The sequence below is a fragment of the Paraburkholderia sp. EG286B genome (assembly GCF_040965655.1).
Classification (GTDB): domain Bacteria; phylum Pseudomonadota; class Gammaproteobacteria; order Burkholderiales; family Burkholderiaceae; genus Paraburkholderia.
In genome coordinates, this window is the sequence record NZ_JBFRCF010000006.1 from 83,046 (window position 1) to 108,939 (window position 25,894).

General features: G+C 65.2%; 20 protein-coding genes and 1 tRNA gene. 15 read left to right on the forward strand and 6 right to left on the reverse strand.

What is annotated here, in order from left to right; genetic code table 11:
- Positions 1 to 316 precede the first annotated feature (316 nt).
- Positions 317 to 1,069, forward strand: a complete 753-nt coding sequence (gene otsB, locus AB4Y42_RS14565) for a trehalose-phosphatase (protein ID WP_368686599.1) — start codon at positions 317 to 319, stop codon at positions 1,067 to 1,069.
- A 112-nt stretch (positions 1,070 to 1,181) separates the two neighbouring features.
- Positions 1,182 to 2,612, forward strand: a complete 1,431-nt coding sequence (otsA, locus tag AB4Y42_RS14570; RefSeq protein WP_368686598.1) for an alpha,alpha-trehalose-phosphate synthase (UDP-forming) — start codon at positions 1,182 to 1,184, stop codon at positions 2,610 to 2,612.
- 134 nt (positions 2,613 to 2,746) lie between these two features.
- Here the strand turns inward: otsA and AB4Y42_RS14575 are convergent, their stop codons facing one another.
- Complete coding sequence (locus AB4Y42_RS14575) at positions 2,747 to 4,582, reverse strand: ABC transporter ATP-binding protein (RefSeq protein WP_368686597.1); 1,836 nt, start codon at positions 4,580 to 4,582, stop codon at positions 2,747 to 2,749.
- A 779-nt stretch (positions 4,583 to 5,361) separates the two neighbouring features.
- Between AB4Y42_RS14575 and AB4Y42_RS14580 the strand changes: the two genes are divergently transcribed.
- The 3 genes from AB4Y42_RS14580 to AB4Y42_RS14590 all read left to right on the forward strand — a co-directional run bounded on the left by AB4Y42_RS14580 (position 5,362) and on the right by AB4Y42_RS14590 (position 8,296).
- Positions 5,362 to 6,426 (forward strand): glycosyltransferase family 4 protein, encoded by a 1,065-nt coding sequence (locus AB4Y42_RS14580; protein WP_368686596.1) that lies wholly within the window; start codon positions 5,362 to 5,364, stop codon positions 6,424 to 6,426.
- A 333-nt stretch (positions 6,427 to 6,759) separates the two neighbouring features.
- Positions 6,760 to 7,740 (forward strand): hypothetical protein, encoded by a 981-nt coding sequence (locus AB4Y42_RS14585; RefSeq protein ID WP_368686595.1) that lies wholly within the window; start codon positions 6,760 to 6,762, stop codon positions 7,738 to 7,740.
- Between the two features lie 91 nt (positions 7,741 to 7,831).
- Positions 7,832 to 8,296 (forward strand): DUF2214 family protein, encoded by a 465-nt coding sequence (locus tag AB4Y42_RS14590; RefSeq protein ID WP_368686594.1) that lies wholly within the window; start codon positions 7,832 to 7,834, stop codon positions 8,294 to 8,296.
- A gap of 189 nt (positions 8,297 to 8,485) precedes the next feature.
- Here the strand turns inward: AB4Y42_RS14590 and AB4Y42_RS14595 are convergent.
- The 4 genes from AB4Y42_RS14595 to AB4Y42_RS14610 all read right to left on the reverse strand — a co-directional run bounded on the left by AB4Y42_RS14595 (position 8,486) and on the right by AB4Y42_RS14610 (position 10,753).
- A tRNA-Val gene (locus tag AB4Y42_RS14595) sits at positions 8,486 to 8,560 on the reverse strand.
- A 48-nt stretch (positions 8,561 to 8,608) separates the two neighbouring features.
- Complete coding sequence (gene dnaQ / locus AB4Y42_RS14600; protein WP_368686593.1) at positions 8,609 to 9,355, reverse strand: DNA polymerase III subunit epsilon; 747 nt, start codon at positions 9,353 to 9,355, stop codon at positions 8,609 to 8,611.
- Positions 9,356 to 9,413: 58 nt separating this feature from the next.
- Entirely contained in the window at positions 9,414 to 9,863 is a 450-nt protein-coding gene (gene rnhA, locus AB4Y42_RS14605; RefSeq protein ID WP_069262548.1) for a ribonuclease HI, read from the reverse strand.
- Entirely contained in the window at positions 9,860 to 10,753 is an 894-nt protein-coding gene (locus tag AB4Y42_RS14610) for a class I SAM-dependent methyltransferase (RefSeq protein ID WP_368686592.1), read from the reverse strand. The genes rnhA and AB4Y42_RS14610 overlap by 4 nt, the downstream gene beginning before the upstream one ends.
- 20 nt (positions 10,754 to 10,773) lie before the next feature.
- Between AB4Y42_RS14610 and gloB the strand changes: the two genes are divergently transcribed.
- The 6 genes from gloB (at position 10,774) to AB4Y42_RS14640 (ending at position 19,788) form a co-directional block, all read left to right on the forward strand.
- The gene (gene gloB / locus AB4Y42_RS14615) at positions 10,774 to 11,610 is read left to right on the forward strand and encodes a hydroxyacylglutathione hydrolase (protein WP_368686591.1); all 837 of its coding nucleotides are present in this window, start codon (positions 10,774 to 10,776) and stop codon (positions 11,608 to 11,610) included.
- Positions 11,611 to 11,764: 154 nt separating this feature from the next.
- Positions 11,765 to 13,408 (forward strand): transglycosylase SLT domain-containing protein, encoded by a 1,644-nt coding sequence (locus tag AB4Y42_RS14620; RefSeq protein WP_324160201.1) that lies wholly within the window; start codon positions 11,765 to 11,767, stop codon positions 13,406 to 13,408.
- Between the two features lie 601 nt (positions 13,409 to 14,009).
- A complete protein-coding gene (gene carA, locus AB4Y42_RS14625) occupies positions 14,010 to 15,149 on the forward strand; it encodes a glutamine-hydrolyzing carbamoyl-phosphate synthase small subunit (RefSeq protein WP_368694591.1) in 1,140 nt (379 codons plus the stop codon).
- 140 nt (positions 15,150 to 15,289) lie between these two features.
- Positions 15,290 to 18,544, forward strand: coding sequence for a carbamoyl-phosphate synthase large subunit (carB, locus tag AB4Y42_RS14630; RefSeq protein WP_368694592.1), 3,255 nt, complete (start codon positions 15,290 to 15,292; stop codon positions 18,542 to 18,544).
- A 218-nt stretch (positions 18,545 to 18,762) separates the two neighbouring features.
- Positions 18,763 to 19,239 (forward strand): transcription elongation factor GreA, encoded by a 477-nt coding sequence (gene greA / locus AB4Y42_RS14635; RefSeq protein ID WP_042261359.1) that lies wholly within the window; start codon positions 18,763 to 18,765, stop codon positions 19,237 to 19,239.
- 87 nt (positions 19,240 to 19,326) lie between these two features.
- Complete coding sequence (locus AB4Y42_RS14640) at positions 19,327 to 19,788, forward strand: DUF4149 domain-containing protein (RefSeq protein ID WP_368694742.1); 462 nt, start codon at positions 19,327 to 19,329, stop codon at positions 19,786 to 19,788.
- A 56-nt stretch (positions 19,789 to 19,844) separates the two neighbouring features.
- Here AB4Y42_RS14640 and AB4Y42_RS14645 read toward each other — a convergent pair whose 3' ends face one another.
- Positions 19,845 to 20,390 (reverse strand): YhbY family RNA-binding protein, encoded by a 546-nt coding sequence (locus AB4Y42_RS14645; RefSeq protein WP_368686587.1) that lies wholly within the window; start codon positions 20,388 to 20,390, stop codon positions 19,845 to 19,847.
- Between the two features lie 275 nt (positions 20,391 to 20,665).
- Between AB4Y42_RS14645 and AB4Y42_RS14650 the strand changes: the two genes are divergently transcribed.
- The 4 genes from AB4Y42_RS14650 to glmM all read left to right on the forward strand — a co-directional run bounded on the left by AB4Y42_RS14650 (position 20,666) and on the right by glmM (position 25,889).
- Entirely contained in the window at positions 20,666 to 21,328 is a 663-nt protein-coding gene (locus AB4Y42_RS14650; protein ID WP_368686721.1) for an RlmE family RNA methyltransferase, read from the forward strand.
- A 198-nt stretch (positions 21,329 to 21,526) separates the two neighbouring features.
- A complete protein-coding gene (ftsH, locus tag AB4Y42_RS14655) occupies positions 21,527 to 23,413 on the forward strand; it encodes an ATP-dependent zinc metalloprotease FtsH (RefSeq protein WP_133183568.1) in 1,887 nt (628 codons plus the stop codon).
- Positions 23,414 to 23,532: 119 nt separating this feature from the next.
- Positions 23,533 to 24,438, forward strand: a complete 906-nt coding sequence (gene folP / locus AB4Y42_RS14660) for a dihydropteroate synthase (RefSeq protein WP_368694743.1) — start codon at positions 23,533 to 23,535, stop codon at positions 24,436 to 24,438.
- Between the two features lie 98 nt (positions 24,439 to 24,536).
- The gene (gene glmM / locus AB4Y42_RS14665) at positions 24,537 to 25,889 is read left to right on the forward strand and encodes a phosphoglucosamine mutase (RefSeq protein WP_342921884.1); all 1,353 of its coding nucleotides are present in this window, start codon (positions 24,537 to 24,539) and stop codon (positions 25,887 to 25,889) included.
- The last annotated feature ends 5 nt before the right edge of the window (positions 25,890 to 25,894 follow it).

The following is a 25,894-nucleotide window of genomic DNA, read 5'->3' on the forward strand; positions in this document are numbered from 1 at the left end:
GCGTGGGCTCGAAGGTGGGGAACAAAGGCAATCTCGTCGACTCGATATGGATTATGTCGGCCGCGCTCGCTCAGACCATCAGGCTCGGCTTGTCGCTGCGACTGTAGCAAAATTGGGTCCGCGCGGTCGCGCGCGCCCCGGTCGGCGCGATTGCTCGCGTCGATATGCCGCATCTTCGAGTCCGGGATGCCTGCACAGGCGGTCAGCCCCTTACTTTCTCGATAATCGATCCAAGGCGCGGTAAGATTCGCACACTTTCCCTGGGCGCAGCCCGGGGCCATACCCGGCCAGCAGGCCGATGGGTGAAAAGAACGCAATGCAAGCACTTCCGGCAGTCCTGCCGCCTGAACAGACGGCATTTTTCTTCGACTTCGACGGCACGCTCGTCGAGCTCGCGCCCACGCCCGATGGCGTGCTCGTTCGTCGCGACATGCTCGCGCTGCTGCGCGAGTTGCGCCGCGCGACGCACGGCGCGGTGGCGATCGTCTCCGGGCGCGGCATCGAGAGCATCGACGGTTTCCTCGGCATGCCCGATCTGCCCGTCGCCGGCCTGCACGGCGCCGAGCGGCGCGATGCCAACGGCGACACGCAGCGTGTCGGCTTCAACGACCAGCGCTTGCTGCACATGGAGCAGGTGCTCGCGGAAGTGGTGCGTACGCATGCGGGCATGCTGCTCGAGATCAAGGGCGCGTCGCTCGCGCTGCACTACCGCAACGCGCCCGAGCGAGAGGCCGAAGCGCGCGCGGCGACCGAGCGCCTCGCCGCCGATTACGCCGACGCCTACGTGCTGCAGCCCGGCAAGATGGTCTACGAAATCAAGCCGAAGGACGTCGACAAGGGCCGCGCGCTGCGCGCGTTCCTCGACGAGCCGCCGTTCGCGGGCCGCAGCCCGGTATTCGCCGGCGACGACCTGACCGACGAGAAGGGTTTCTCTGTCGTCAACGCGCTGGGCGGGCTGTCGATCAAGGTCGGCGGCGGCGACACCATCGCGCAGACGCGCGTCGACTCGGTCGACGCGCTGATCGGCTGGCTCGCCTCGCTCGTTGCGGCCATGCCGGGCGCCCGGTGATCGCACGCATGCGTCGCTCCATCACCCAAGTAGATTGCCTGCCTTGCCCGAGCCGAAGCCTCGCCTCGCGCGCGCCACGCCTTCCCGATTTCCTGCACGGACCCCGCCCCTCATGAGCCGATTGATCATCGTGTCGAACCGCGTCGCGCCGATTTCCGAAGGCGGTCCAGCCGCGGGCGGCCTCGCGGTGGGCGTGTACGACGCACTCAAGGAAACCGGCGGCATGTGGTTCGGCTGGAGCGGGGACGTGCTCACCTCCGGCCAGCCGCAGATCGCGCTCGAGGAGCGCGGGGCCGTCACCTTCGCCACCATCGGCCTGTTGCGGCGCGACTACGACCAGTACTACCGCGGGTTCTCGAACGCGACGCTCTGGCCCGCGTTCCATTACCGCGCCGATCTCGTCCAGTACGACCGCCACGAATACGAGGGCTATAGCCGCGTGAACGCGTGGCTCGCGCAGCAACTCGTGCCGCTGCTGCGCGAAGACGACGTGATCTGGGTCCACGACTATCACCTCATTCCGTTCGCCCAGGCGTTGCGCGCGGCGGGCGTGAAGAACCGCATCGGCTTCTTCCTGCACATTCCGTTTCCGGCCTCGCAGGTGCTGCTCGCGGTGCCGCCGCATCGCGAGCTGGTTGAGGCGCTGTGCGCGTTCGACCTGCTCGGCTTCCAGACCAAACCCGATCTGCGCGCGTTCTGCGACTACATCGTGAACGAGGCGGGGGGCACGACGGCGCTGCAGCCGGACGGCCTCACGCGCATCGAGGCGTTCGGGCAGACGCTCTGCGCGGGCGATTACCCGATCGGCGTCTATCCCGACGAGATCGCGGAACTCGCCAAGGCCGGCGAGCGCGGCAAGCCGGTGCGCACGCTCAAGTCCACGCTGCACGGACGCAAGGTGATCATGAGCGTGGACCGGCTCGATTACTCGAAGGGGCTCGTGGAGCGTTTTCGCGCCTTCGAACGCCTGCTCGACCACGCGCCGGCGCAGCGCAACAAGGTCTCGTTCGTGCAGATCGCGCCGCCTACGCGCGCCGACCTGCACGCGTATCAGGACATCCGGCTGCGCCTCGAGGCGGAGTCGGGGCGCATCAACGGCCGTTACGCGGAACTCGACTGGACGCCGATCTGGTACATCCATCGCCAGTACGAACGGGCGGTGCTGGCCGCGCTGTTCCGGGCGTCGAACGTCGGCTACGTCACGCCGCTGCGCGACGGCATGAACCTCGTCGCCAAGGAATACGTGTCGGCACAGGATCCCGAGGATCCGGGCGTGCTCGTGCTCTCGCGCTTCGCCGGCGCGGCGCAGGAGCTGTCGGGCGCGCTGATCGTCAATCCGCTCGATATCGACGGCATGGCCGATGCGCTGGGCACCGCGCTTGCCATGCCGCTTGCCGAGCGCCTCGCGCGCTATCAGGACATGATGGCCCAGCTGCGCGAGAACAATGTCTCGGTCTGGCGCGACCGCTTCATGCGCGATCTCGGCCGGGTCAGCGTGCGGCAAGGGGTGAGCGCGCCGCCGCTCGAGCGCGCGCAGGGCTGAATACCCGCGCCTCGCGCACCCGTACGAGAGCGAAAAAAAAGCCGCTTCAGTCGATGCACTGAAGCGGCTTTTTTGCGTTTGGGCGTCCGGGGCGAGACGCAGCGGGCAAGGCGCCTGCCTGCGCGGTGGTGGTGTCAGGCCACGTGCTTTTCGTCGGCCTTCTTGCTGCCCAGATGCAGCGTGGACTGCTTGCCGTACTGCTTGGCGAGGAGGTCGCGGTAGAGGCCCGGACGGTTGCGCAGCTCTTCCGGACTGCCGTCGTCGATCACCTTGCCCGCGCTCATCACGATGATGCGGTCGAAGTTGTTGAGCGTGGAGAGGCGGTGCGCGATCGCGATCACCGTGCGGCCCACCATCAGCCGGTCGAGCGCCTGCTGGATGGCCTCTTCGGACGCGCTGTCGAGCGCCGAGGTGGCTTCGTCGAGCAGCAGGATCGGCGAATTCTTGAGAATGGCGCGCGCGATCGCGATGCGCTGGCGCTGGCCGCCCGACAGCTTCACGCCGCGGTCGCCCACGATCGTGTCGTAGCCCTCGGGCATCGCTTCGATGAATTCGGCGCAGCGCGCCTCGCGGGCCGCGGCGAGCACTTCCTCGCGGCTCGCCTCGGGGCGGCCGTAGGCGATGTTTTCGTAGATCGAGCGGTGCAGCAGCGAAATGTCCTGCGGCACGAGCGCGATGGCATGGCGCAGGCTGTCCTGGGTGACGTGCGCGATGTCCTGGCCGTCGATCTTGATCGCGCCGCCCTGGGCGTCGTAGAAGTGCTGCAGCAGCGCGAGCACCGTGGTCTTGCCCGCGCCCGATTTGCCGATCAGGCCCACGCGCTGACCGGCCTCGATGCGCAGGTCGAAATGGTCGAGGATCGCCTTGCGGTGCGGATACGCGAAGGTCACGCCTTCGAAATCGACGCGGCCGCCCTGGGCCACGAGCTCCTTGGCGTCGTCGCGGTCAGGCATGCCGTGCGGCTCCAGCAGCGTCTGCACGGCCTCGGCGAGGCGTGCCACGTGCTGGGTCACGTCCACGAGCGCCACGGCGAGATCGCGCGTGCCGTGCAGGATCGTGAAACCGAGCGAGCTGACCAGCACGATGTCGCCCGACGTCGCCTTGCCCTGATCCCAGAGCCACAGCGCCCAGCCGAGCAGGCCGGCGGACAGCATGGCCGTGATCACGGCGTGCAGCAGACGCAGCTTTTCGAGGTAGAGCAGGCTCGAGCGGCGCGCGTCGAGTTCGGCCTTGACGGTCGAACCGAAGCGCTTCTGCTCGCGGAACGTCATGCCGAAAGCGCGCACGAGCGCCATGTTGCCGATTACGTCGACGAGCTCGCCATCCACCGCGGCCGCTTTCGAGGCGAAGGTGTGGTGGCGCGACGAGCCGCGCCCGGCCAGCTTGAAGAGGATCACCGAAAGGATCGCCGAGCAGAGCAGGAGCCCCGCCGCCATCAGCGGGTTCACGGCGATGATCATGACGATCGCGCCGGCCACGGCGATACAGGGCGGCAGCACGTTCCAGGCGGTGGTGTTCTCGGCCGTGTAGACGGCGTTCGACGTCGCCGTGATGCGGCTGGCGAGCGTGCCGGGCTGTTTTTCGGCGTAGTAAGTGGGCGAGTGTCCGCTCAGATACTGAAAGAGGTCGCGCCGCAGGTCGCCCGTCACGGCGACGAAGGTGTGCGCCGCGAACCAGCCGCCGACCCGCCAGAGCAGGTTGTCGGCGGCGATCAGGCCGACGAGGATGGCGAACGCGGTCCACAGCGGGCCCGGATGATGGCGTCCCGCTCCGAGCACGTCGATCAGATGCTTGATGGCGTACTGCGACGCAAGCGCGCAACCGACTGCCGCGAACACGCTGGCGAGCACGACAGTGTGGGCGAACGGATGGCGCTTGATGTAGCGGAAAAGGAACGCGAGCGGGTGCCGCGCATAGCTCGCAAGCTTTGCGTTGTGGGCGTTACGCTGAGCGATGGTCAGATGTTCCAATTGATCGGGTGGTCGGTCTGACGGAATTTCGTCCGTGCAAGTTCAAGGAAGATGGCGGGCGCTGAGGCGACGAACGGCTTCGGGCGCACGGCAACGAAGGCGGACTTACCGCATTGTAAACACCCCATGGGTCTCGCGCACCGCCTGTGCCCGGCGGACGCGCATCATATCGCGACACGATAGCGCGGGATACAGATTGGGGACACGTTGTTGCAGTGGAGGTTCAACAGGAATCGTGGACCGTTTTAGAGATAGGTGTTTTAGAGATAGAATTACGGATTGCATTCGGAAAAGCGCTGTGCTTGCTCGCAACACGCTGTCCGCCGGTTGCGAACCAGGAAACGAGCAGGATCGATTCATGCGCACAAGGGCCGCGACAATCTCGCGCAGTTGCTTCCCGCAGCGCAGCACCCAATCTAGAACTCTCTTGGAAAACAATGGGTTGCGGAGTGTTTCCGGTTTGTAACAACGTAAAGACTTTGAAATGATCTAGCCGGTATTTACCCTGGACCGGGATAATGCCGACTCGGACAGCGTAGGGAATTTGACAGCTTCTGTGTCAACGGCCGCGAACCCTGCGCGTTTACCGCCTGAACCGCCGCGTGTGCGCTCTCTTGCCGCTTCACAACTGCGTCGGGTCTGTGTCCGGATTTCCGGCGCGGTTAGCGGTATGGAACGCCTGTAAGGCGCGTGGCGACAAGGAAGCCGCAGCCTGCATAGGTCGATTGTCAAATTTGCAGTCTATTGCCCGATTTATTACGAGGAAGGAGTTCACCACTATGCGAATCGCTCAAATCGCTCCGTTGCACGAGGCGGTTCCTCCCAAGCTGTACGGCGGCACGGAACGGGTGGTCTCCTACCTGACCGAAGCGCTGGTCGAACAGGGCCACGACGTCACGCTGTTCGCCAGCGGCGATTCGATCACCTCGGCAAAGCTCGAAGCGTTCTGGCCGCAGGCATTGCGCCTCGACCCCACGATTCGCGACGTGATGGCTCCGCACATGCTGCTGCTCGAAGAAGTTCGCCGCCGCGCGGACGAGTTCGACGTGCTGCACTTCCACATCGACTACTACCCGTTCTCGCTGTTCCAGCGCCAGCCGGTGCCGTTCGTCACGACCATGCACGGCCGTCTGGACCTGCCCGAACTGCAGCCGGTGTTCAATGCGTTCAACGACGTGCCGGTGGTGTCGATCTCGGACAACCAGCGCATTCCGCTGCAGCAAGCCAACTGGCAGCAGACCGTGTACCACGGCCTGCCGGAAGACGTGCTCACGCCGATTCCGAACGTCGAGCCCGGCTACCTCGCATTCCTCGGCCGCGTTTCGCCGGAGAAGGGCCTTGACCGCGCGATCCGCATCGCCGGCCAGGCGGGCATGAAGCTCAAGGTCGCCGCCAAGATCGACAAGGCCGACCGCGCCTACTACGAAGAAGTCATCAAGCCGCTGATGGCGTTGCCGCATGTCGAGTACATCGGCGAAATCGGCGAGCACGAAAAGCGCGAGTTCCTCGGCAATGCGCATGCCCTGGTGTTCCCGATCGACTGGCCGGAGCCCTTCGGCCTCGTCATGATCGAAGCCATGGCCTGCGGTACGCCGGTCATCGCGTTCAAGCGCGGCTCGGTGCCGGAAGTCATCGAGAACGGCGTGTCGGGCTTCGTCGTGGAAGACGAAATCAGCGCAGTCGCGGCGGTCAAGCGTTTGTCGACGCTGTCGCGCGAGAAGGTGCGCGCTGCGTTCGAGGCGCGCTTCTCGTCGAAGGTGATGGCACGCAACTACGTGGCCGTGTACGAAGAACTGCTGCGCCAGAAGCATCGCACCGTGCTGCGCGAAGTCAACGCCGGCTAAGGTACGACCGAAACTGGATGCGCTGCGGCGCGCCCGGTTTTCCCGCTTTTCCAACGCCCCGGTGCCTATGCACCGGGGCGTTGTCGCATTCGCGGCGGCGGCGGGTGAGGCGCACGCTTAATGTCCCTATAATGGCCGTGCCGTAAAATCCGCGGCGCCCACGAAAGCGTGCTTTGCATGGGACCAGAGTGACGTGCCAAAGCGCGAACTCTGGTCGACAGCTTTGCATGGGACCGGAGTAAGACGCTAAAGCGTCGACTCCGGGCAACAGCTATGCATGGGACCAGAGTAAGACGCTAAAGCGTCGACTCTGGTCGACAGAGGAGAATACCCTTGGCCAGAACCCGACCGACGCCCACGGCCACCGTACCCGGGGCCGGGACGCTTTTCGCGCTGCGCGCGATCGGGCTCGTGATCCTCGCGCGCTGGCTGCACTCCATGGCGCAAATGAACTTCGTCGCCGCGCTGGAAGGCATGGCGTCGTCGCCGGCGGCGAGCCTGAATCTCGTCTTCCTGTTTCTGCTGATCGTGCTGCCGGGCGCCAGGGCGCGCGTCGAGCGGCCGTTTCACCCGCTGCCCCAGTGGCTGCGTCAGGCGCTGCGCTTTTTCGGCGTGCTCGGCTTCTTGTTCGCAATCGGCTCGATCGGCGTGTTCGTCTGGACCGCCGGCTGGCGGCGCACCTTCCACGCCGTGGCCGACACCAACGGCTGGCTCGTGGCCGCGCCCGCGCTCTATGCGGCCGTGGTCTGGATCTGCCGGCCGCGCGCTCTCTGGCGCAGCAACTTCGCGGCGCGGCGCTTCGCGATCGGCCGCTTCGCCGTGTCGATCGATGCCGCGACGCGCACGACGGTCGTCTGGCAGGAGAGCCGCAAGGTCGGCCAGTACGATGCCCGCGAGCTGTCGGTGCGCTGGCTCTCCGGCGCGCCGCGGGGCGGGGCCGTTGCGTCCGGACCCGCGCTCTTGCCCGCGCCGCCGCAGACCGACGATCCTGCGCCCGCGGGTGGCGTCGCCGAACCGGTTGCTGCTTCGGATGCCGCAAATTCGGTGGATTCTGCGGATTCCACCGCGGCGCTGGGGGCCGGCCAGTCTGCGGCCACGCCTGAGCCGGGCGCGCCCGCTGCGCAGCGGCCGGCATCCGCATCCTCTGCTGCGGCGCCCGCGGGCAAGCCTGCGCGCCGCGCAAAGATCGAATTGCTCTGGGATTCGCCCGCTGCGGCGGGCCACAACCGTCAGACTGTGTTTCGCGTGGGGCTCGCCTCCGAAGGCGACCGCACGGCTGCACGCGCCCTCGACGCCGCGCTCAGGCAGGCCTGACGACCCGCTGCCCGGCCGCATTGCGCGCCATCCGCGCACTAGCCGCTTTACCATTGCTTGCCGTTCCTGTCGTCCACCGGAAGGAGTTGCAATGCCGATACGCTGGTTGCTCGCTGCCGTTCATCTGCTCGCCTTCGGCTTCGCGCTCGCTTCGATCCTGCGGCGCACGCGCGGCCTGCGCCGCTGCACGTCCACCGAAGACCTGCCGATGATCTTCAGCGCCGACAACGGCTGGGGCGGCTCGGCGGTCGTCCTGATCGTCACTGGCGCCATGCGTGCGTTCGGTGGTTTCGAGAAGGGCGCCGAGTACTACATCCACGAACCGCTCTTTCTCGTGAAGATGGCCGCGCTCGTGCTGATCCTTCTGCTCGAGATCGTCCCCATGATGGCGCTGCTGCGCTGGCGCCTCGCCGTGCGGCGCGGCGACGTGCCGGATCTCACCGGCGCGCGGAAATACGCACTTATCGGCAGATGGCAGACGCTCTTGCTCGTCGTGATGGTTTTCGCGGCCACGGGCATGGCGCGCGGCATCGGTCTCGATACCGGCGGCGAGTAGGGCGCACTCAGGTCGTCAATTTCGCTGCGAAACAGAAAACCCGTTCTATTGGTTGATTCGGATTGCTGACAGTGAAGCGCGCCGATCGGATGTTTCGCGTAAAGCCGAAGCCCAAAGCAAAAGGCCTCGTTGCTTTCGCAACGAGGCCTTTTATTCTTCGGTGTTTGTCGTTACCAACACCAGGAATTCTGGTGGGTAGTACTGGGATCGAACCAGTGACCCCTGCCGTGTGAAGGCAGTGCTCTACCGCTGAGCTAACCACCCGAAGAGATTGAGATTATGCAGGGTGTTTTCGCTCTTGTAAAGCCCTTTTTAAGCATTTTGCGCATCGGCCGCATTGGCTTCGGCGGGAGCCGGCTCGGTGCGCCAAACCGATGTCCCCTTGATCGCCTTGTCGAGGCCGTCGAGCACGGCGTTGTGTTCGGCGATTTCTTCGTCGCTCGCCATGATCACCGGCAGATCGATCGACCCGAGCTGGATGCGCGGCGCGGCGGCCGCTCCGGGTGCGGCGTGCTCGCCCAGCATGTCGATCACGAGGCTTTCCTGGCCGCGCGTCATCGCGAGATACACCTCGGCGAGCAGCTCCGAGTCGAGCAGCGCGCCGTGCAGCGTGCGGTGCGCGTTGCTGATGCCGAAGCGGTCGCACAGGGCGTCGAGCGAGTTGCGCTTGCCGGGGAAGATCTGCTTGGCCTGCACGAGCGTGTCGATCACCTCGCCGCAGTGCTCCTTGAACCCCGGCTTGCCGACCAGCGCGAGTTCGGCGTCGAGAAAGCCGATGTCGAACGGCGCGTTATGGATGATGATGTCCGCGTCGCGAATGAAGTCGAGGATCTCGTCCGCGACTTCGGCGAACTTCGGCTTGTCGGAGAGAAACTCGGTCGTGAGGCCGTGCACGGCGAGTGCGCCCGGGTCGCTGTCACGCTCCGGGTTCACGTAGAAATGCAGGTTGTTGCCCGTGAGCCGGCGGTTCACCAGCTCGACGCAGCCGATTTCGATGATGCGGTCGCCCGTGCGGGCGTTCAGGCCGGTGGTTTCGGTATCGAGAATGATCTGGCGCATGTCTTGTAAGGCGTGAAAGCGTGAGGCAGCCGCGAAGCGGTCCTGGAAAGCCGCGGTCTCAGAGTTCGGCGAGCGTGGCGACGCCGCGGTTCGCGAGCGCGTCGGCGCGCTCGTTCTCGGGGTGGCCGGCGTGACCCTTCACCCAGCGCCACTCGATCTCGTGCTGGGCGACGAGCGAGTCGAGGCGCTTCCAGAGGTCGTCGTTCTTGACCGGCGTTTTGGCGGCCGTCATCCAGTTCTTCTTCTTCCAGCCGTGAATCCACTCGCTGATGCCTTTTTGCACGTACTGCGAGTCGGTGTGCACGATCACCTTGCACGGGCGCTTGAGCGCGTCGAGTGCGGCGATCACCGCCATCAGCTCCATGCGGTTGTTGGTCGTGCCGGCCTCGCCGCCGAACAGTTCTTTTTCCTGCGCGCCGAAGCGCAGCAGCGCGCCCCAGCCGCCGGGGCCGGGGTTGCCCTTGCAGGCGCCGTCCGTGAAGATTTCGACGAAGTCGGGTGTGCTCATGAGTCCTTGTTGCGTGTTGGGGAAGGCGTGGTCGCCGCGGGCTTCAGGCTCGCGGCCAGCACCGGCTTCTTGACCTTCAGTGGGCCGACGAGGCGCATGCCGCGCACGCGCTTGATCGCCGTCACCATATAGATAGCGCCGAAAATCGGCCACCAGCGGTCGCCGGCGGCTTCCATGAAGCCGTAGCGGCCGAGCCACTGGTCCGTCGCGAGCGGCGGACGATAGCAGCCGAAGCGCCCGCGTTCAAGCTCGAAGCCAAGCAGCTTGATCCAGTCTTTCAGGCGCGTGAAGGCGATCAGGTCCTGGCGCGCGGGCAGGAACGGATGGCCGGTCAGCTTGCCGACCGACTGGCGCGCACCCCACAGCGAAAGCGAGTTGAAGCCGACGATCAGCAGTTGCCCTTCGGGCATCAGCACACGTTCGGCTTCGCGCAGCAGACGGTGCGGGTCGCTCGTGAATTCGAGCGTGTGCGGCATCACGATGAGGTCGACGCTCTGCGCCTCGAACGGCAGATCGAGAAAGTCGCACCAGACGGCGCTGCGGCCCGCGGGCGCGTGAAGCAACGTGCTGCCGCCCGCAGCCGGGGCGCGGTCTGGGGTTGCGCCGCCCGCGTCGGGCGACGGTTGCCCGCCGTTCGGGTGCGCATGGGCCGCCGCGCCGGGTACGGAGTAGGGCGCGCTCGCGGCGCTGGCGGCGTCAAGCACGAGGCCGCGGCACGACATGCGGTTCTCGCGCAGGGCGTCGAGCTGCGGCAGGCCGAGCTGCAGCGCATGGTAGCCGAATATGTTCGACACCACGCGGTCGAGCTGCTCCTGCTCCCAGCCGAGCACATACCTGCCAGCGGGTGAGGCGGTCCAGGCGGGCCAGTCTATAATCAATCGGTCAGACATGTCGAAGAATACGTCGCCCCATGAAGAGTCCGCTTGAGTACGCGCGTTCGAGCGATGCGTGCGCCTACGAGTACGTACCGGTTCCGGCGTTTGAAGACAATTACATCTGGGTCGTTTCGGACGGCCGGAATGCCGTTGCCGTCGATCCGGGCGACGCCGCTCCGGTTCGCGCGTACCTCGCGAAGCGCGGCTGGCGGCTCGTCGCTATTTTACTCACCCATCACCACAACGACCATGTCGGCGGTGTGGCGGATCTGCTCGACGACGCCCGCGTGCCCGTATATGGCCCGGCCGGCGAGGCGCTCGGCCCGCTCGATGCGTTTGTCACGCGCGTGAAGGGCGGCGACGCCGTCCATCTGGATGCACCCGCGCTCGACCTGACGGTGATCGACGTGCCTGGCCATACGCGTGGCCACATTGCCTATTTCCAGGCAGCGGATGCCGCCGGCACGCCTCACGTGTTCTGCGGCGACACGCTCTTTGCCTGCGGCTGCGGCCGCCTCTTCGAGGGTACCCCCGCGCAGATGCTCGACTCGCTCGACGCGCTCGCGGCGCTGCCCGGCAATACCCATGTGCATTGCGCACACGAATACACGTTGTCGAACATTCGCTTCGCGCTCGCCTGCGATCCGGAGAACGCCGATCTGCGCGACTGGAGCCGCGAGGCGGCGGCGCTGCGCGAGCGCGGCGTGCCGACGCTGCCCACGACGATCGCGCACGAGCGCGCCGTCAATCCTTTCCTGCGCGCGGGCGATGCGGCGGTGCAAGCCGCGCTCACCGAGGCGCTGCACGAATCGGTGCCGGACCGGCTGGCGGCTTTCGCAATGATGCGTGAATGGAAGAATCGGTTCCGCTGACCCAGCCGGGTCAGGGGGCATGCTCAACCCAATCGTATGGAATCACGCCCAAGCTGCGGATTTCATGGCTTTTTTTCCAATAATTCCGATTGACGGAAACGGACGCGTTCCGTACTATCGGCTGCAAATTCCAGCCATGCGGATGTAGATTTTCATGCGATTCATAATCAGTGCGCTGCTGGTCCTCATGCTCGCCGCCTGTGCGAGCGGGGGACCGTCTGCGACTTCTCTAGCACCAGCCAACGCCCAGGCCAACGCCGACCTCATTCGTAAGACCTCCGCTGCGAAAGAAACCATTAACGTCGATCAAGGCTCCGTCGATCAGCTGACGAGTCCCGACGCCGATCTCTGGGCGCGCATTCGCCGCGGCTTCCAGATGCCCGACCTGCAGAGCGACCTCGTCGACATGAACGCCAACTGGTACGCCCAGCGGCCCGACTACGTCGCGCGCATGACCGAGCGTTCGCAGAAGTATCTCTATCACATCGTCGAAGAGCTCGAGGCGCGTCACATGCCTACCGAGCTCGCGCTGCTGCCGTTCATCGAGTCCGCCTACAACCCGCAGGCGCTGTCGGTCGCGAAGGCCGCCGGCATGTGGCAGTTCGTGCCGGGCACGGGCCGCACCTACAACCTCAAGCAGAACATGTGGCAGGACGAGCGCCGCGACGTGCTGGCCTCCACCAGCGCCGCGCTCGACTATCTTTCGCGCCTGCACGACATGTTCGGCGACTGGTATCTCGCGCTGGCCGCCTACAACTGGGGTGAGGGCAACGTGCAGCGCGCCATCGCGCGCAACGAGGCGGCGGGCCTGCCGACCGACTACCAGAGCCTGCGCATGCCCAGCGAAACACGTAACTACGTGCCGAAGCTGCAGGCGGTCAAGAACATCGTGATGAACCCGCAGCAGTACGGGCTCACGCTGCCGTCCATTCCGAACCACCCGTATTTCGTGACGGTCACGACCTCGCACGACATCGATGTGGACGTCGCCGCCAAGCTCGCGAACATGACGACCGACGAGTTCCGCTCGCTCAACCCGTCGTTCAAGAAGCCCGTGATTCTCGGCGCGACCGATCCGCAGATCCTGCTGCCGTTCGACAACGCGAGCGCGTTCGAGCGCAACCTGAAGGCCTATTCCGGCCAGCTTTCGTCGTGGACCGTCTACACGACCGACTCGCGCGCCACGCCGGCGGCGATCGCGCAGAAGATCGGCGTGGACGCCGACACGCTGATGTCGGTGAACAAGATTCCGGCGGGCATGCGACTGAAGGCGGGCTCGACGCTCGTGGTGCCGCGCACCGACGACGGCGACGACGAGGACATCAGCGCCGACGTGGCGGAAAGCGCCGTGCTGGCCATGGAGCCGGACGTGCCCGACACGCGCAAGATGCTGATCCGCGTGCGCCGCAAGCAGTCGATGGAAGCGGTGGCGAGCCGCTATGGCGTGTCGCTCGGCCAGTTGAAGGCATGGAACAAGACCCGCCGCGACTACGTTGCGCCGGGCCAGGTGCTGGTGTTGCACGTGCCGGTCAACAAGGCGATGCCGAGCGAACCCGGGCCGGAGCGTCTGGCAACGAACGTTTCTGGTGGTGGCGTGCAGCGAATTGGCACCCGCGTTGCAGACACCGGGTCGAAGTCGCGATACGATAAGAAGCACGGTCGCGCGCGCACCGAGGTTGTCAAGGTTTCCGAACCTGTCAAGGCAAAGACGGTCAGCGCTGCGCCCAGCAAGGCGTCGAAGGGTGCGGCGAGCCGCCCGAAGGCCGAAACCCACACGCAGAAACACCATACAAAATAGCGGCTGGCGAAGGGTGCTCAAACATGCGTTGCGGGGGCAGCGCATGGTATTTCGCTCCGATCACTTTTCCGTTTTTGTTGTGTTTGACGCCGTCACCCCGCCAGGTGGCGGCGTTTTCATTGGTGGGTGTGAGCGCAGACATGGGTAACAGGTGTGCGGGGACATGGGTAACACTTCGAGCGGCGCTTGCCGCCGCGCTCCCGCCCGCTATAGTGGAAAGCGCCGCGCACCGGGCTGCGAGCACGCTCCCCGTCGCCAGCGTCATCCTGAAATTTGAAGGAAAGGTGACTTTCGCGCTATAATTTCAAGGTTTGAGCTTATCAACCCGCACCCTAGCGCCTACCTCCTCCCATCCGTTCATCCGCCGCCCGCGCTTCATCGTCAACTGGCCGGCTGCCGCCCGATCCTGCGTCACAAACGCGCGCTCGTGGCCCGGCGCCACAACGGTCGACCGCACGAAGAGGTCGCGCAAGCGAGCGAGCCGCGCGCGCATCCTGATCCTCACGGAAAGGGGGGCCGACGCCGCAGCCGCTCCCACAGGTCGCAAGATCGCAACGTCGGATAACAGGTCGGCACAGGGTGCTCCCCCAAGGAGTCTCCCGTGTTGCCGTCATTCTCTCCCGCTCTGCTCGCGCTCGCCGACGGCACGGTCTTTCGTGGTTACTCGATCGGCGCGCCGGGTCATACGATCGGTGAAGTCGTGTTCAACACGGCCATCACCGGTTATCAGGAAATCCTGACCGACCCGAGCTACGCTCGCCAGATCGTCACCCTCACGTATCCGCATATCGGCAACGTCGGCGTCAACGCCGAAGATGTCGAAGCCACGAAAGTCCATGCCGCCGGTCTGATCATCCGCGACCTGCCCGTGCTCGCCTCGAACTTCCGCATGGAGCGCACGCTCGGCCAGTATCTGAAGGACGAAGGCGTGGTCGCCATCGCCGGCATCGATACGCGCAAGCTCACGCGTATCCTGCGCGACAAGGGCGCGCAGAACGGCGCGATCCTCGCAGGCTCCGACGACGAAGCGAAGGCCATCGAACTCGCGCGCTCGTTCCCGGGCCTCGCGGGCTTGGACCTCGCGAAGGTCGTCTCGACCGACAAGCCGTACAAGTGGAACACCACCGAATGGCGTTTGGGCGAAGGCTACCGCACGCAATCGGCGCCGAAGTACAAGGTCGTGGCGTTCGACTACGGCGTGAAGCAGAACATCCTGCGCATGCTGGCGGAGCGCGGCTGCGACGTCACGGTGCTGCCTGCGCAAGCCACGGCTGAAGACGCCTTCGCACTGAACCCGGACGGCGTGTTCCTCTCGAACGGCCCCGGCGACCCGGAACCGTGCGACTACGCGATCAAGGCGACGCAAGCTTTCATCGAGCGCGGCATCCCGACCTTCGGCATCTGCCTCGGCCACCAGATCATGGGTCTCGCCGTGGGCGCGAAGACCATGAAGATGAAGACGGGCCACCATGGCGCGAACCATCCGGTGAAGGATCTCGCCGACGGCCGCGTCGTCATCACGTCGCAGAACCACGGCTTCGCGGTGGACGCCGCGACGCTCCCCGCGAACACGCGCGTCACGCACGTTTCGCTGTTCGACGGCACGCTGCAAGGCTTCGAGCTGACCGACAAGCCCGCGTTCTGCTTCCAGGGCCACCCGGAAGCGTCGCCGGGTCCGCAGGACATCGGCTATCTGTTCGACCGCTTCACGGCGCTGATGGACAAGGCCAAGACGGCGTAAGCGCCGCCTCGAGCGCAAGAGCAGAGCAGGGTGCGCAGCGAGCCGGTTCGAAGAACGGCCCACGCGCGCACCCGGGCGGCAAGCTGAGTCACCGCGAGCCGTCAGACGTAAAAGACACAGGAATATTTAGCGAGAGCGTTATGCCCAAGCGGACAGACATCAAGAGCATTCTCATCATCGGCGCGGGTCCGATCATCATCGGCCAGGCGTGCGAGTTCGACTATTCGGGCGCGCAGGCATGCAAGGCGCTGCGTGAAGAAGGCTACAAGGTCATCCTCGTCAACAGCAATCCGGCGACGATCATGACCGACCCGAACACGGCCGACGTCACCTACATCGAGCCGATCACGTGGGAAGTGGTGGAGCGCATCATCGAGAAGGAGCGCCCCGACGCGATCCTGCCGACGATGGGCGGCCAGACCGCGCTGAACTGCGCGCTGGACCTGCACCACCACGGCGTGCTGAAGAAGTACAACGTCGAGCTGATCGGCGCTTCGCCGGAAGCCATCGACAAGGCCGAAGACCGCCAGAAGTTCAAGGACGCGATGACGAAGATCGGCCTTGGCTCGGCGAAGTCGGGCGTCGCGCACTCGATGGAAGAGGCGCTCAAGGTGCAAGGCGAAATCGCCGAAGCCACCGGCACGGGCGGCTACCCGGTCGTGATCCGTCCGTCGTTCACGCTCGGCGGTTCGGGCGGCGGCATCGCCTACAACCGTGAAGAGTTCGAAGAGATCTGCAAGCGCGGTCTCGACCTCTCGCCCACGCGCGAACTGCTGATTGAAGAGTCGCTGCTCGGCTGGAAGGAATACGAGATGGAAGTGGTCCGCGACAAGGCGGATAACTGCATCATCGTCTGCTCGATCGAAAACCTCGACCCGATGGGCATCCACACCGGCGACTCGATCACGGTTGCGCCGGCGCAGACGCTCACCGACAAGGAATACCAGATCCTGCGCGACGCCTCGCTCGCGGTGCTGCGCGAGATCGGCGTGGATACGGGCGGCTCGAACGTGCAGTTCTCGATCGACCCGCGCACGGGCCGCATGATCGTGATCGAAATGAACCCGCGCGTGTCGCGTTCGTCGGCGCTGGCTTCGAAGGCCACGGGCTTCCCGATCGCCAAGGTCGCGGCGAAGCTGGCCGTGGGCTACACGCTCGACGAGCTCAAGAACGAAATCACGGGCGGCCAGACGCCGGCTTCGTTCGAGCCGACTATCGACTACGTCGTCACGAAGATTCCGCGTTTCGCGTTCGAGAAGTTCCGCGAAGCCGACCCGCGCCTGACCACGCAGATGAAGTCGGTGGGCGAAGTCATGGCGATCGGTCGCACGTTCCAGGAGTCGTTCCAGAAGGCGCTGCGCGGCCTCGAAGTCGGCGTGGACGGTCTGGACGAAAAAACCACCAGCCGCGACGAGATCATCCGCGAGATCGGCGAAGCCGGTCCGGACCGCATCTGGTACGTGGGCGACGCATTCCGCGTGGGCATGACGCGCGAAGAGATCTTCGAAGAAACCGCGATCGACCCATGGTTCCTCGCGCAGATCGAAGAAATTATCAAGAAGGAAGAGGCCGTCAAGGGCCGCACGCTCGAAAGCCTCTCGAAGGACGAGCTGCGTTTCCTGAAGCAAAGCGGTTTCTCGGATCGCCGTCTCGCGAAGCTGCTCGGCAGCAACGCCACGGATGTGCGCAAGCGCCGTATCGAACTGAACGTGCGCCCGGTCTACAAGCGCGTGGACACCTGCGCGGCCGAGTTCGCCACGAAGACCGCCTACATGTACTCGACCTACGAGGAAGAGTGCGAGGCGAACCCGACCAGCAACAAGAAGATCATGGTGCTGGGCGGCGGCCCGAACCGGATCGGCCAGGGCATCGAGTTCGACTACTGCTGCGTGCACGCCGCGCTCGCCATGCGCGAAGACGGGTACGAAACGATCATGGTCAACTGCAACCCCGAGACCGTTTCGACCGACTACGACACGTCCGACCGCCTGTACTTCGAACCGCTCACGCTCGAAGACGTGCTCGAAGTCGTGGACCTGGAAAAGCCGCTTGGCGTGATCGTGCAGTACGGCGGCCAGACGCCGCTGAAGCTCGCGCTCGACCTCGAGGCGAACGGCGTGCCGATCGTCGGCACGTCGCCGGACATGATCGACGCCGCAGAAGACCGCGAGCGCTTCCAGAAGCTGCTGCAGGCCCTGAACCTGCGCCAGCCGCCGAACCGCACGGCACGCGCCGAAGACGAAGCGCTCAAGCTCGCCGACGAAATCGGCTACCCGCTCGTCGTGCGTCCGTCGTACGTGCTGGGCGGCCGCGCCATGGAAATCGTCCACGAGCCGCGCGACCTCGAGCGCTACATGCGCGAGGCCGTGAAGGTGTCGAACGACTCGCCGGTGCTGCTCGACCGCTTCCTGAACGACGCGATCGAATGCGACGTGGACTGCATCTCCGATGGCACGGACGTGTTCATCGGCGGCGTGATGGAGCACATCGAGCAAGCGGGCGTGCACTCGGGCGACTCGGCCTGCTCGCTGCCGCCGTACTCGCTGTCGAAGGAAACGGTCAACGAACTCAAGCGTCAAACCGCCGCAATGGCCAAGGCGCTGAACGTGGTCGGCCTGATGAACGTGCAGTTCGCGATCCAGCAAGTGCCGCAGGACGATGGTTCGAAGAAGGACATCATCTACGTGCTGGAAGTGAACCCGCGCGCTTCGCGTACCGTGCCGTACGTTTCGAAGGCCACGAGCCTGCCGCTCGCGAAGATCGCGGCGCGTGCGATGGTCGGCCAGAAGCTGGCGCAGCAGGGCGTGACGAAGGAAGTCGTGCCGCCGTACTTCAGCGTGAAGGAAGCGGTGTTCCCGTTCATCAAGTTCCCGACCGTCGACCCGGTGCTCGGACCGGAAATGCGTTCCACGGGCGAAGTGATGGGCGTGGGCAAGACCTTCGGCGAAGCGCTCTTCAAGTCGCAGCTCGCAGCGGGCTCGCGCCTGCCGGAGTCGGGCACCGTCTTCATCACCGTGATGGACGCCGACAAGCCCAAGGCTGTCGAAGTCGCGCGCATGCTGCACGAACTCGGCTACCCGATCGTCGCCACGCGCGGCACGGCTGCCGCGATCGAGGCGGCCGGCGTGCCGGTGAAGGTCGTGAACAAGGTGAAGGACGGCCGTCCGCACATCGTCGACATGATCAAGAACGGCGAGATTTCGCTCGTCTTCACGACCGTCGACGAAACCCGCTCGGCGATCGCCGATTCGCGTTCGATCCGCATGAGCGCGCAGGCCAACAAGGTCACCTACTACACGACGATGTCGGGCGCACGCGCGGCCGTCGAGGGTCTGCGCTACCTGAAGAACCTGGAAGTCTATGATTTACAAGGCCTCCATGCTCGCCTAAACTAAGGCTTCAATTGTCTGTCTAACGCTCGACGAGGCAGGCTACAAAAGCTGAATGTGCCGCGGTTAAGCGGCGTCCCAACAGGGTTTTCAGGCTGCGCCAGACCGCGCAGCCGCCCTCGCGGGATGCACTTAACCGCGGAATTTTTTTATGGCCGCAACGTGCGCGACAAGCGTGCGTGGCGCGGTCTCCTTTAGGCCCTCGTGGGCCGTACGAGTTGTTTATGAGCACGATTCCCTTGACCAAGCGCGGTGCAGACCAACTCCGCGGAGAGTTGCAGCGCCTGAAATCCGTCGAGCGTCCGGCGGTCATCAATTCGATCGCGGAAGCGCGCGCGCAGGGCGATCTGTCGGAAAACGCGGAATACGACGCCGCAAAGGAAAAGCAGGGCTTCATCGAAGGCCGCATCGCCGAGATCGAGTCGAAGCTGGCGGCCGCGCAGATCATCGACCCGGCCACGCTCGAAGCGGACGGCCGCGTGGTGTTCGGCTCGACCGTGGATCTCGAAGACCTCGACTCGGGCAAGACGGTGACCTACCAGATCGTCGGCGACGACGAAGCCGATCTCGAGCACGGCCTGATCTCGGTTAGCTCGCCCATCGCGCGTGCGCTGATCGGCAAGTCCGAAGGCGATGTCGCCGAAGTGCAGGCCCCTGGCGGCGTGCGCGAGTACGAGGTCATCGAGGTTCGCTACGTCTGAGGGCGCGTCGACGTGAGTACTGCAAGCCACGTGGGTTCCGCCACTCCCGTTTCGCTCGTTCCGCACCGGCTCTTCGGGCTGCTCGCCATGCTGTGGGTCGGCAGTCAGCTGACCATCGGCTATGCGGTCGCGCCCGTGCTGTTCGCATCGCTCGAAAGGCCGGTGGCCGGCGAACTCGCCGCGCAGCTGTTTCGCCTCGAAGGCCTGATCGGCGTGGTGTGCGGCGTGCTGCTGCTCGGGCTCTCGAGCGTGCTCGTGCGCCGCGGCGCGTTGGGCTATCGCCGGCTGCGCTGGATTCTGGCCGTGATGCTGCTGTGCGTGCTGATCGGCTATTTCGCGCTGCAGCCGTTCATGAACGCGTTGCGCGTTCAGGCGATGAGCGCGGGCATGGACGTGGCCAGTTCGCCGTATGCGAGCCGCTTCGGCTTGCTGCACGGCGTGTCGAGCCTGTTCTATCTCGTGCAGAGCCTGCTGGGTGCGTGGCTCGTTTGGCTGCTGCCTTCTGCACGCGGCACGCTGGCGCAGCGCATGGAAACCGCGCCGCGCTGAAAGTGGCCTGAAGCCGGTTCAGGCGAAAAAAAGCGCGGCTCGAAGGCCGCGCTTTTTTACTTCGAACCCTGGTGGGCTCGCTTGGAACTGGTTTGGCGCTTCTTGGCGCGCTTGATGTTGCCGCCTTGCGTGACGCGCTCGTTGCCCTTGACCGTCACCTTTTGCGCCTTCGGCTTGCGCATGGGGTTGTCGCTGGCCTTGACGACCTTGACGGTGCGCGGCGCGGCGCCACGCTTGCCCGCTTCGCGCGCGCTCGGCACGTCGGCGGCCGGGCGCGACACGGTGCCGCGGGCGCCGGCGCGCGCGGTCGTGGCCTTCGCCTTGGCTTCCTCGGGCTTGTAGATGACGAGCAGCTTGCCGATGTGCTGGATCGGGGCGGCGCTCAGGCGGTCGCAGATCTCTTCATAGATCGCGAGGCGCTCTTCGCGCTCGTCGCCGAACACGCGCACCTTGATGAGCTGGTGGGCGGCCAGGTGAACCTTGATTTCCTTGAGGACAGCGTCGGTCAGTCCCTCGGCGCCGATAAGCACGACCGGTTTGAGCGCGTGAGCCTGGGAGCGCAGCTCGGAGCGCTGCTCGGCGGAAAGAGTGAGGGCGGGCATGGGATGTGGCAGACTCGACTAAAATGACGGCGCCGCGCGGGTCGACAGGCGTGAATTGACAACCTGGGCAGACGTGGATTGCGGTCCGCGAAAAGCGGGCCGCCAGCGGGCAAAGCGCGTCGGAACAACGGAAAACCGTGGGGAACGGCAGGGCGCGGGCCAAAAAACGCCGGCGGAGCAACAAACATCCGGCCAGGCGGGCCGCGACGGCCGCACGAATAAAACGCGTATTATCCGCTAAAAGCGCGGAATCACGCAGCAAGAGTTCATCTTTAATGGCAAAAAATCGCTTCAACCAGTCGTGGCTGCACGACCATATCAACGATCCGTACGTGAAAATGGCGCAGCGGGAGGGCTATCGTGCCCGCGCTGCCTACAAGCTGAAGGAAATCGACGAGCAGGACAAGCTGATCCGCCCCGGCATGGTGATCGTGGACCTGGGCGCGGCGCCCGGCAGCTGGAGTCAGTACGCCCGCAACAAGCTCGCGCAAGGCACGAAGCGCGACGAAGAGCGGCAGGGTGGCATCGACGGCACGATCATCGCGCTCGATCTCCTGCCGATGGAACCCATCTCCGACGTGCAGTTCCTGCAAGGCGACTTCCGCGAGGACGACGTGCTCGCGCAACTGGAAGAATTGGTGGGCGGCCGCCCGGTCGACCTTGTAATTTCGGACATGGCGCCCAATCTCTCGGGGGTCGCGTCGGCCGACGCGGCGCGTATCGAGCACGTGTGCGACCTCGCGCTCGAGTTCTCGCAGAATCATCTGAAACCCGATGGAGCCCTTTTAGTCAAATGCTTCCACGGCAGCGGTTACAGTCAGATCGTCGAGAAGTTCAAGCAGCAGTTCAAGGTCGTGGCGGCGCGCAAACCGAAGGCTTCGCGTGATAAATCGTCCGAAACGTTTATATTGGGTAAACATCTGAAGCGTCCCTGTTAAACGGGGCATGATTGCCGTGCAAATGGCGCAATCTGGTCGCAAAATGACCCCGAGAGGCGGTCCGGACAAGGCGCTCGGGCTATTCCTGCGGTAGCGAAACGTTATGGCAGGGGTCCGTGTACTGGATTAGAATGCTTTGGTGGTGTCGCAGTCGCAAGGCAAATGTAGGCGCCCATCTATGAGTGAAGGAGTGGTGCTTTGAACAACAACATGTTTTCGAAGGCAGCAGTGTGGCTGGTAATCGCACTGGTGCTGTTTACGGTGTTCAAGCAGTTCGACAAGCCCCGTGTCCAGGAAGGCGTTTCCTATTCGCAGTTCATGGACGACGCGAAGAACGGCAAGGTCAAGAGCGTCGTGGTGCAGGGGCGGAACCTCACGGTCACTCCGGCTGATGGCCAGAAATACCAGATCGTCTCCCCAGGCGACATCTGGATGGTCGGCGACCTGATGAAATATGGCGTGCAGGTGAGCGGCAAGGCCGATGAAGAGCCGAACGCGCTCGTTTCCGCGCTGTACTACCTCGGGCCGACCATACTCATCATCGTGTTCTGGTTCTACATGATGAGACAGATGCAGGGGGGCGGCAAAGGCGGGGCGTTCTCCTTTGGTAAATCGCGCGCCCGCCTGATCGACGAGAACAACAACGCGGTCAACTTCTCCGACGTCGCCGGCTGCGACGAAGCGAAGGAAGAGGTGTCCGAGCTCGTCGACTTCCTGCGCGATCCGCAAAAATTCCAGAAGCTGGGTGGGCGCATTCCGCGCGGCGTGCTGCTCGTCGGCCCTCCGGGTACGGGTAAGACGCTGCTGGCACGCGCCATTGCCGGCGAAGCGAAGGTGCCGTTCTTCAGCATCTCGGGTTCGGACTTCGTCGAAATGTTCGTCGGCGTGGGCGCGGCCCGCGTGCGCGACATGTTCGAGCAGGCCAAGAAGCACGCGCCGTGTATCGTGTTCATCGACGAAATCGACGCGGTCGGCCGCCATCGTGGCGCCGGCATGGGCGGCGGCAACGACGAGCGCGAGCAGACGCTGAACCAGATGCTGGTCGAGATGGACGGCTTCGAGGCGAACTCGGGCGTCATCGTGATCGCGGCAACCAACCGTTCTGACGTGCTCGACAAGGCGCTGCTGCGTCCGGGCCGTTTCGACCGCCAGGTCTATGTGGGCCTGCCGGACATCCGCGGCCGCGAACAGATCATGAAGGTGCACCTGCGCAAGGTGCCGATCGCCAACGACGTGGATGCAGCGGTGATCGCACGCGGCACGCCGGGCTTCTCGGGCGCCGATCTTGCGAACCTCGTGAACGAAGCTGCGCTGTTCGCGGCGCGCCGCGGCAAGCGCATCGTCGAAATGCAGGACTTCGAAGACGCGAAGGACAAGATCTTCATGGGTCCGGAGCGCAAGTCGGCGGTGATCCGCGAAGAAGCGAAGCGCGCCACGGCGTACCACGAGTCGGGTCACGCGGTGATCGCGAAGCTGCTGCCGAAGGCGGACCCGGTGCACAAGGTCACGATCATCCCGCGCGGTCGCGCGCTGGGCGTGACGTGGCAGCTGCCGGAGCACGACAACGAAACGTACTCGAAGGACTATCTGCTGGATCGTCTGGCCATCCTGTTCGGCGGCCGTGTGGCGGAAGAGCTGTTCATGAACCTGATCAGCACGGGCGCCTCGGACGACTTCAACAAGGCCACGCAAACGGCCCGCGCCATGGTCACGCGCTTCGGCATGACCGACGCGCTCGGACCGATGGTCTACGCCGACGACGACAACGACGGCGGCCCGTTCGGCAAGGGCTTCACGCGTGCGATCTCGGAAGCGACACAGCAGAAGGTCGACGCGGAAATCCGCCGCGTGCTCGACGAGCAGTACAACCTCGCGAAGCGCCTGCTCGACGAGAACCGCGACAAGGTCGAAGCTATGACCGCGGCCCTCATGGAGTGGGAAACGATCGACGCCGACCAGATCAACGACATCATGGCCGGCCGTCCGCCTCGCTCGCCGAAGAGCACGCCGTCGCCGGGCGACGCATCGTCGGGCGGCAGCACGGGCACCGAAGTCAAGCCCGGTAGCGCGACCGCACCGGCGTGATCCTTATCGAGTAAAGTTGCGGGCCGGTGTGAAGTTCACATCGGCCCGTTTTGCATTTCTGGCGTGCCGCTGTGCCGCCGCATCTCGTTACACATCTGACGTTTTCTGACGTGCCCAACATCTCCTCGCAAGGTAGTCTCCCACCTGAACCGCTCGCGTGCGGCCGCTTCACGCTGACGTTCGAGCGTCCGCTCGTCATGGGGATCCTCAACGCCACACCCGACTCGTTTTCCGACGGCGGTCGCTATATCGCGTTCGGCGACGCCTTGCGCCGCGCCGAGCAGATGATGCTCGACGGCGTCGATATCATCGACATCGGCGGTGAATCGACGCGCCCCGGCGCGCCGGCCGTGCCGCTCGACGAGGAACTCGAACGGGTGATTCCGCTGGTGGAAAAGCTCAAGGGCGCGAACGTGCCGCTGTCGATCGACACGTACAAGCCCGAAGTCATGCGCGCGGCGCTGGCGGCGGGCGCCGACATGATCAACGACATCTGGGGTTTCCGGATGCCCGGCGCGATCGAGGCCGTGCGCGAGAGCAACTGCGGGCTGTGCGTGATGCACATGCTCGGCGAGCCGCAGACGATGCAACTGGGCGAGCCCGATTACGCGGACGTCGTACGCGAGGTGCGCGAGTTTCTCGCCCGGCGTTGTGCCGAACTCGAAGCGGCGGGCGTGGCGAAGGCGCGTATCAGCGTGGATCCGGGCTTCGGCTTCGGCAAGTCGGTGGTCGAGCACAATTACGCGCTGCTCGCGCACCTGCCCGCGACGGCGCCCGAGGTTGCGGCAGGTGTCGCGCCGTATCCGATCCTGGCCGGCATGTCGCGCAAGTCGATGCTCGGCGCGCTCGTGAACCGGCCCGCGCCCGAGCGCGTGGCGGCGAGCGTCGGGGCGGCCGTGTGCGCGGCGGAGCGCGGTGCGTCGATCATTCGCGTGCACGACGTGGCGCCCACCGTGGACGCACTCAAGGTCTGGGCGGCGATGCGCGACGCGATGTCCGCCGCTACGTCGGCTACACAAGACTGAGCCATCGCCCGCAGAACGCCGGCGGGCGCGAAGTGCGCCGGAGCAGATCCAGGCGCCACAATACAGGACAAAGCAGCACCAAACCGAGGGGTAGAAAGATGGGACGTCGTTATTTCGGAACTGATGGGGTGCGTGGCAAGGTCGGCGAGGCGCCGATTACGCCCGATTTCGTGCTTCGGCTAGGCTATGCCGCGGGCAAGGTGCTCGCGGGGGCGGCTGCGGCATCCGGGCCGCGCCCGTCGGTGCTGATCGGCAAGGACACGCGTATTTCGGGCTATATGCTCGAAGCCTCCCTGGAAGCGGGGCTGTCGGCTGCGGGCATCGACGTGATGCTGGCCGGTCCGATGACGACGCCCGGCATCGCCTATCTCACGCGCGCGCTGCGGCTCGCCGCGGGCGTCGTGATCAGCGCCTCGCACAATCCCTACTACGACAACGGCATCAAGTTCTTCTCCGCCGACGGCAACAAGCTCCCCGACGAGGTGGAGACGCTGATCGAGGAGCAGCTCGAGCAGCCGCTCGCCTGCGCGCCGTCCGAGCAGCTTGGCCGCGCACGCCGCCTGCACGACGCGGGCGGCCGCTACATCGAGTTCTGCAAGAGCACGTTCCCGCAGGCGTTCAATCTGCGCGGCCTGAAGCTCGTGATCGACTGCGCCAACGGTGCGGCTTATGACATCGCGCCGCACGTGTTCCATGAGCTGGGCGCGGACGTGATTCCGATCGGGGTGTCGCCGAACGGCTTCAACATCAACGACGGCGTGGGCGCGACCGCGCCCGACGCGCTCGTGCGCGCGGTGCGTGCGAATCACGCGGACCTCGGCATCGCACTCGACGGCGACGCCGACCGGCTCCAGATCGTCGATGCCCAGGGCCGCCTCTACAACGGCGACGAGCTGCTCTACGTGCTCGTGAAGGACCGCATCGCGACCGACGGCAAGGTGGAAGGGGCGGTGGGCACGCTCATGACCAATCTCGCGGTGGAACAGGCGCTCGAAGGCCTCGGCGTGCAACTGGTGCGTGCGAACGTGGGCGACCGCTACGTGCTCGAGCAACTGCGCGAGCGCGGCTGGCAGCTCGGCGCGGAAGGCTCGGGCCACATCCTGTCGCTCGACCGTCACACGACCGGCGACGGCATCGTCTCGGCGCTGCTCGTGCTCGCGGCGATGAAGCGCAGCGGCAAGACGATCGCGCAGCTCCTCGACGGCGTGAAGCTGTTTCCGCAGAAGCTCATCAACGTGCGCATCGCGCAGGGCGCCGACTGGAAGGGCAACGCCGAGATCCAGCAGTCGATCGCTTCCGCCGAGGCAGAATTGAAGGGCAAGGGTCGTGTGTTGATTCGTGCCTCAGGGACGGAGCCGGTCCTGCGCGTGATGGTCGAGGCCCGCGAGGAGCGCGACACGCTGCATTACGCCGAGGCGATCGCCAGCGTGGTAAAGCGTTCGATCGCGTGATCGCC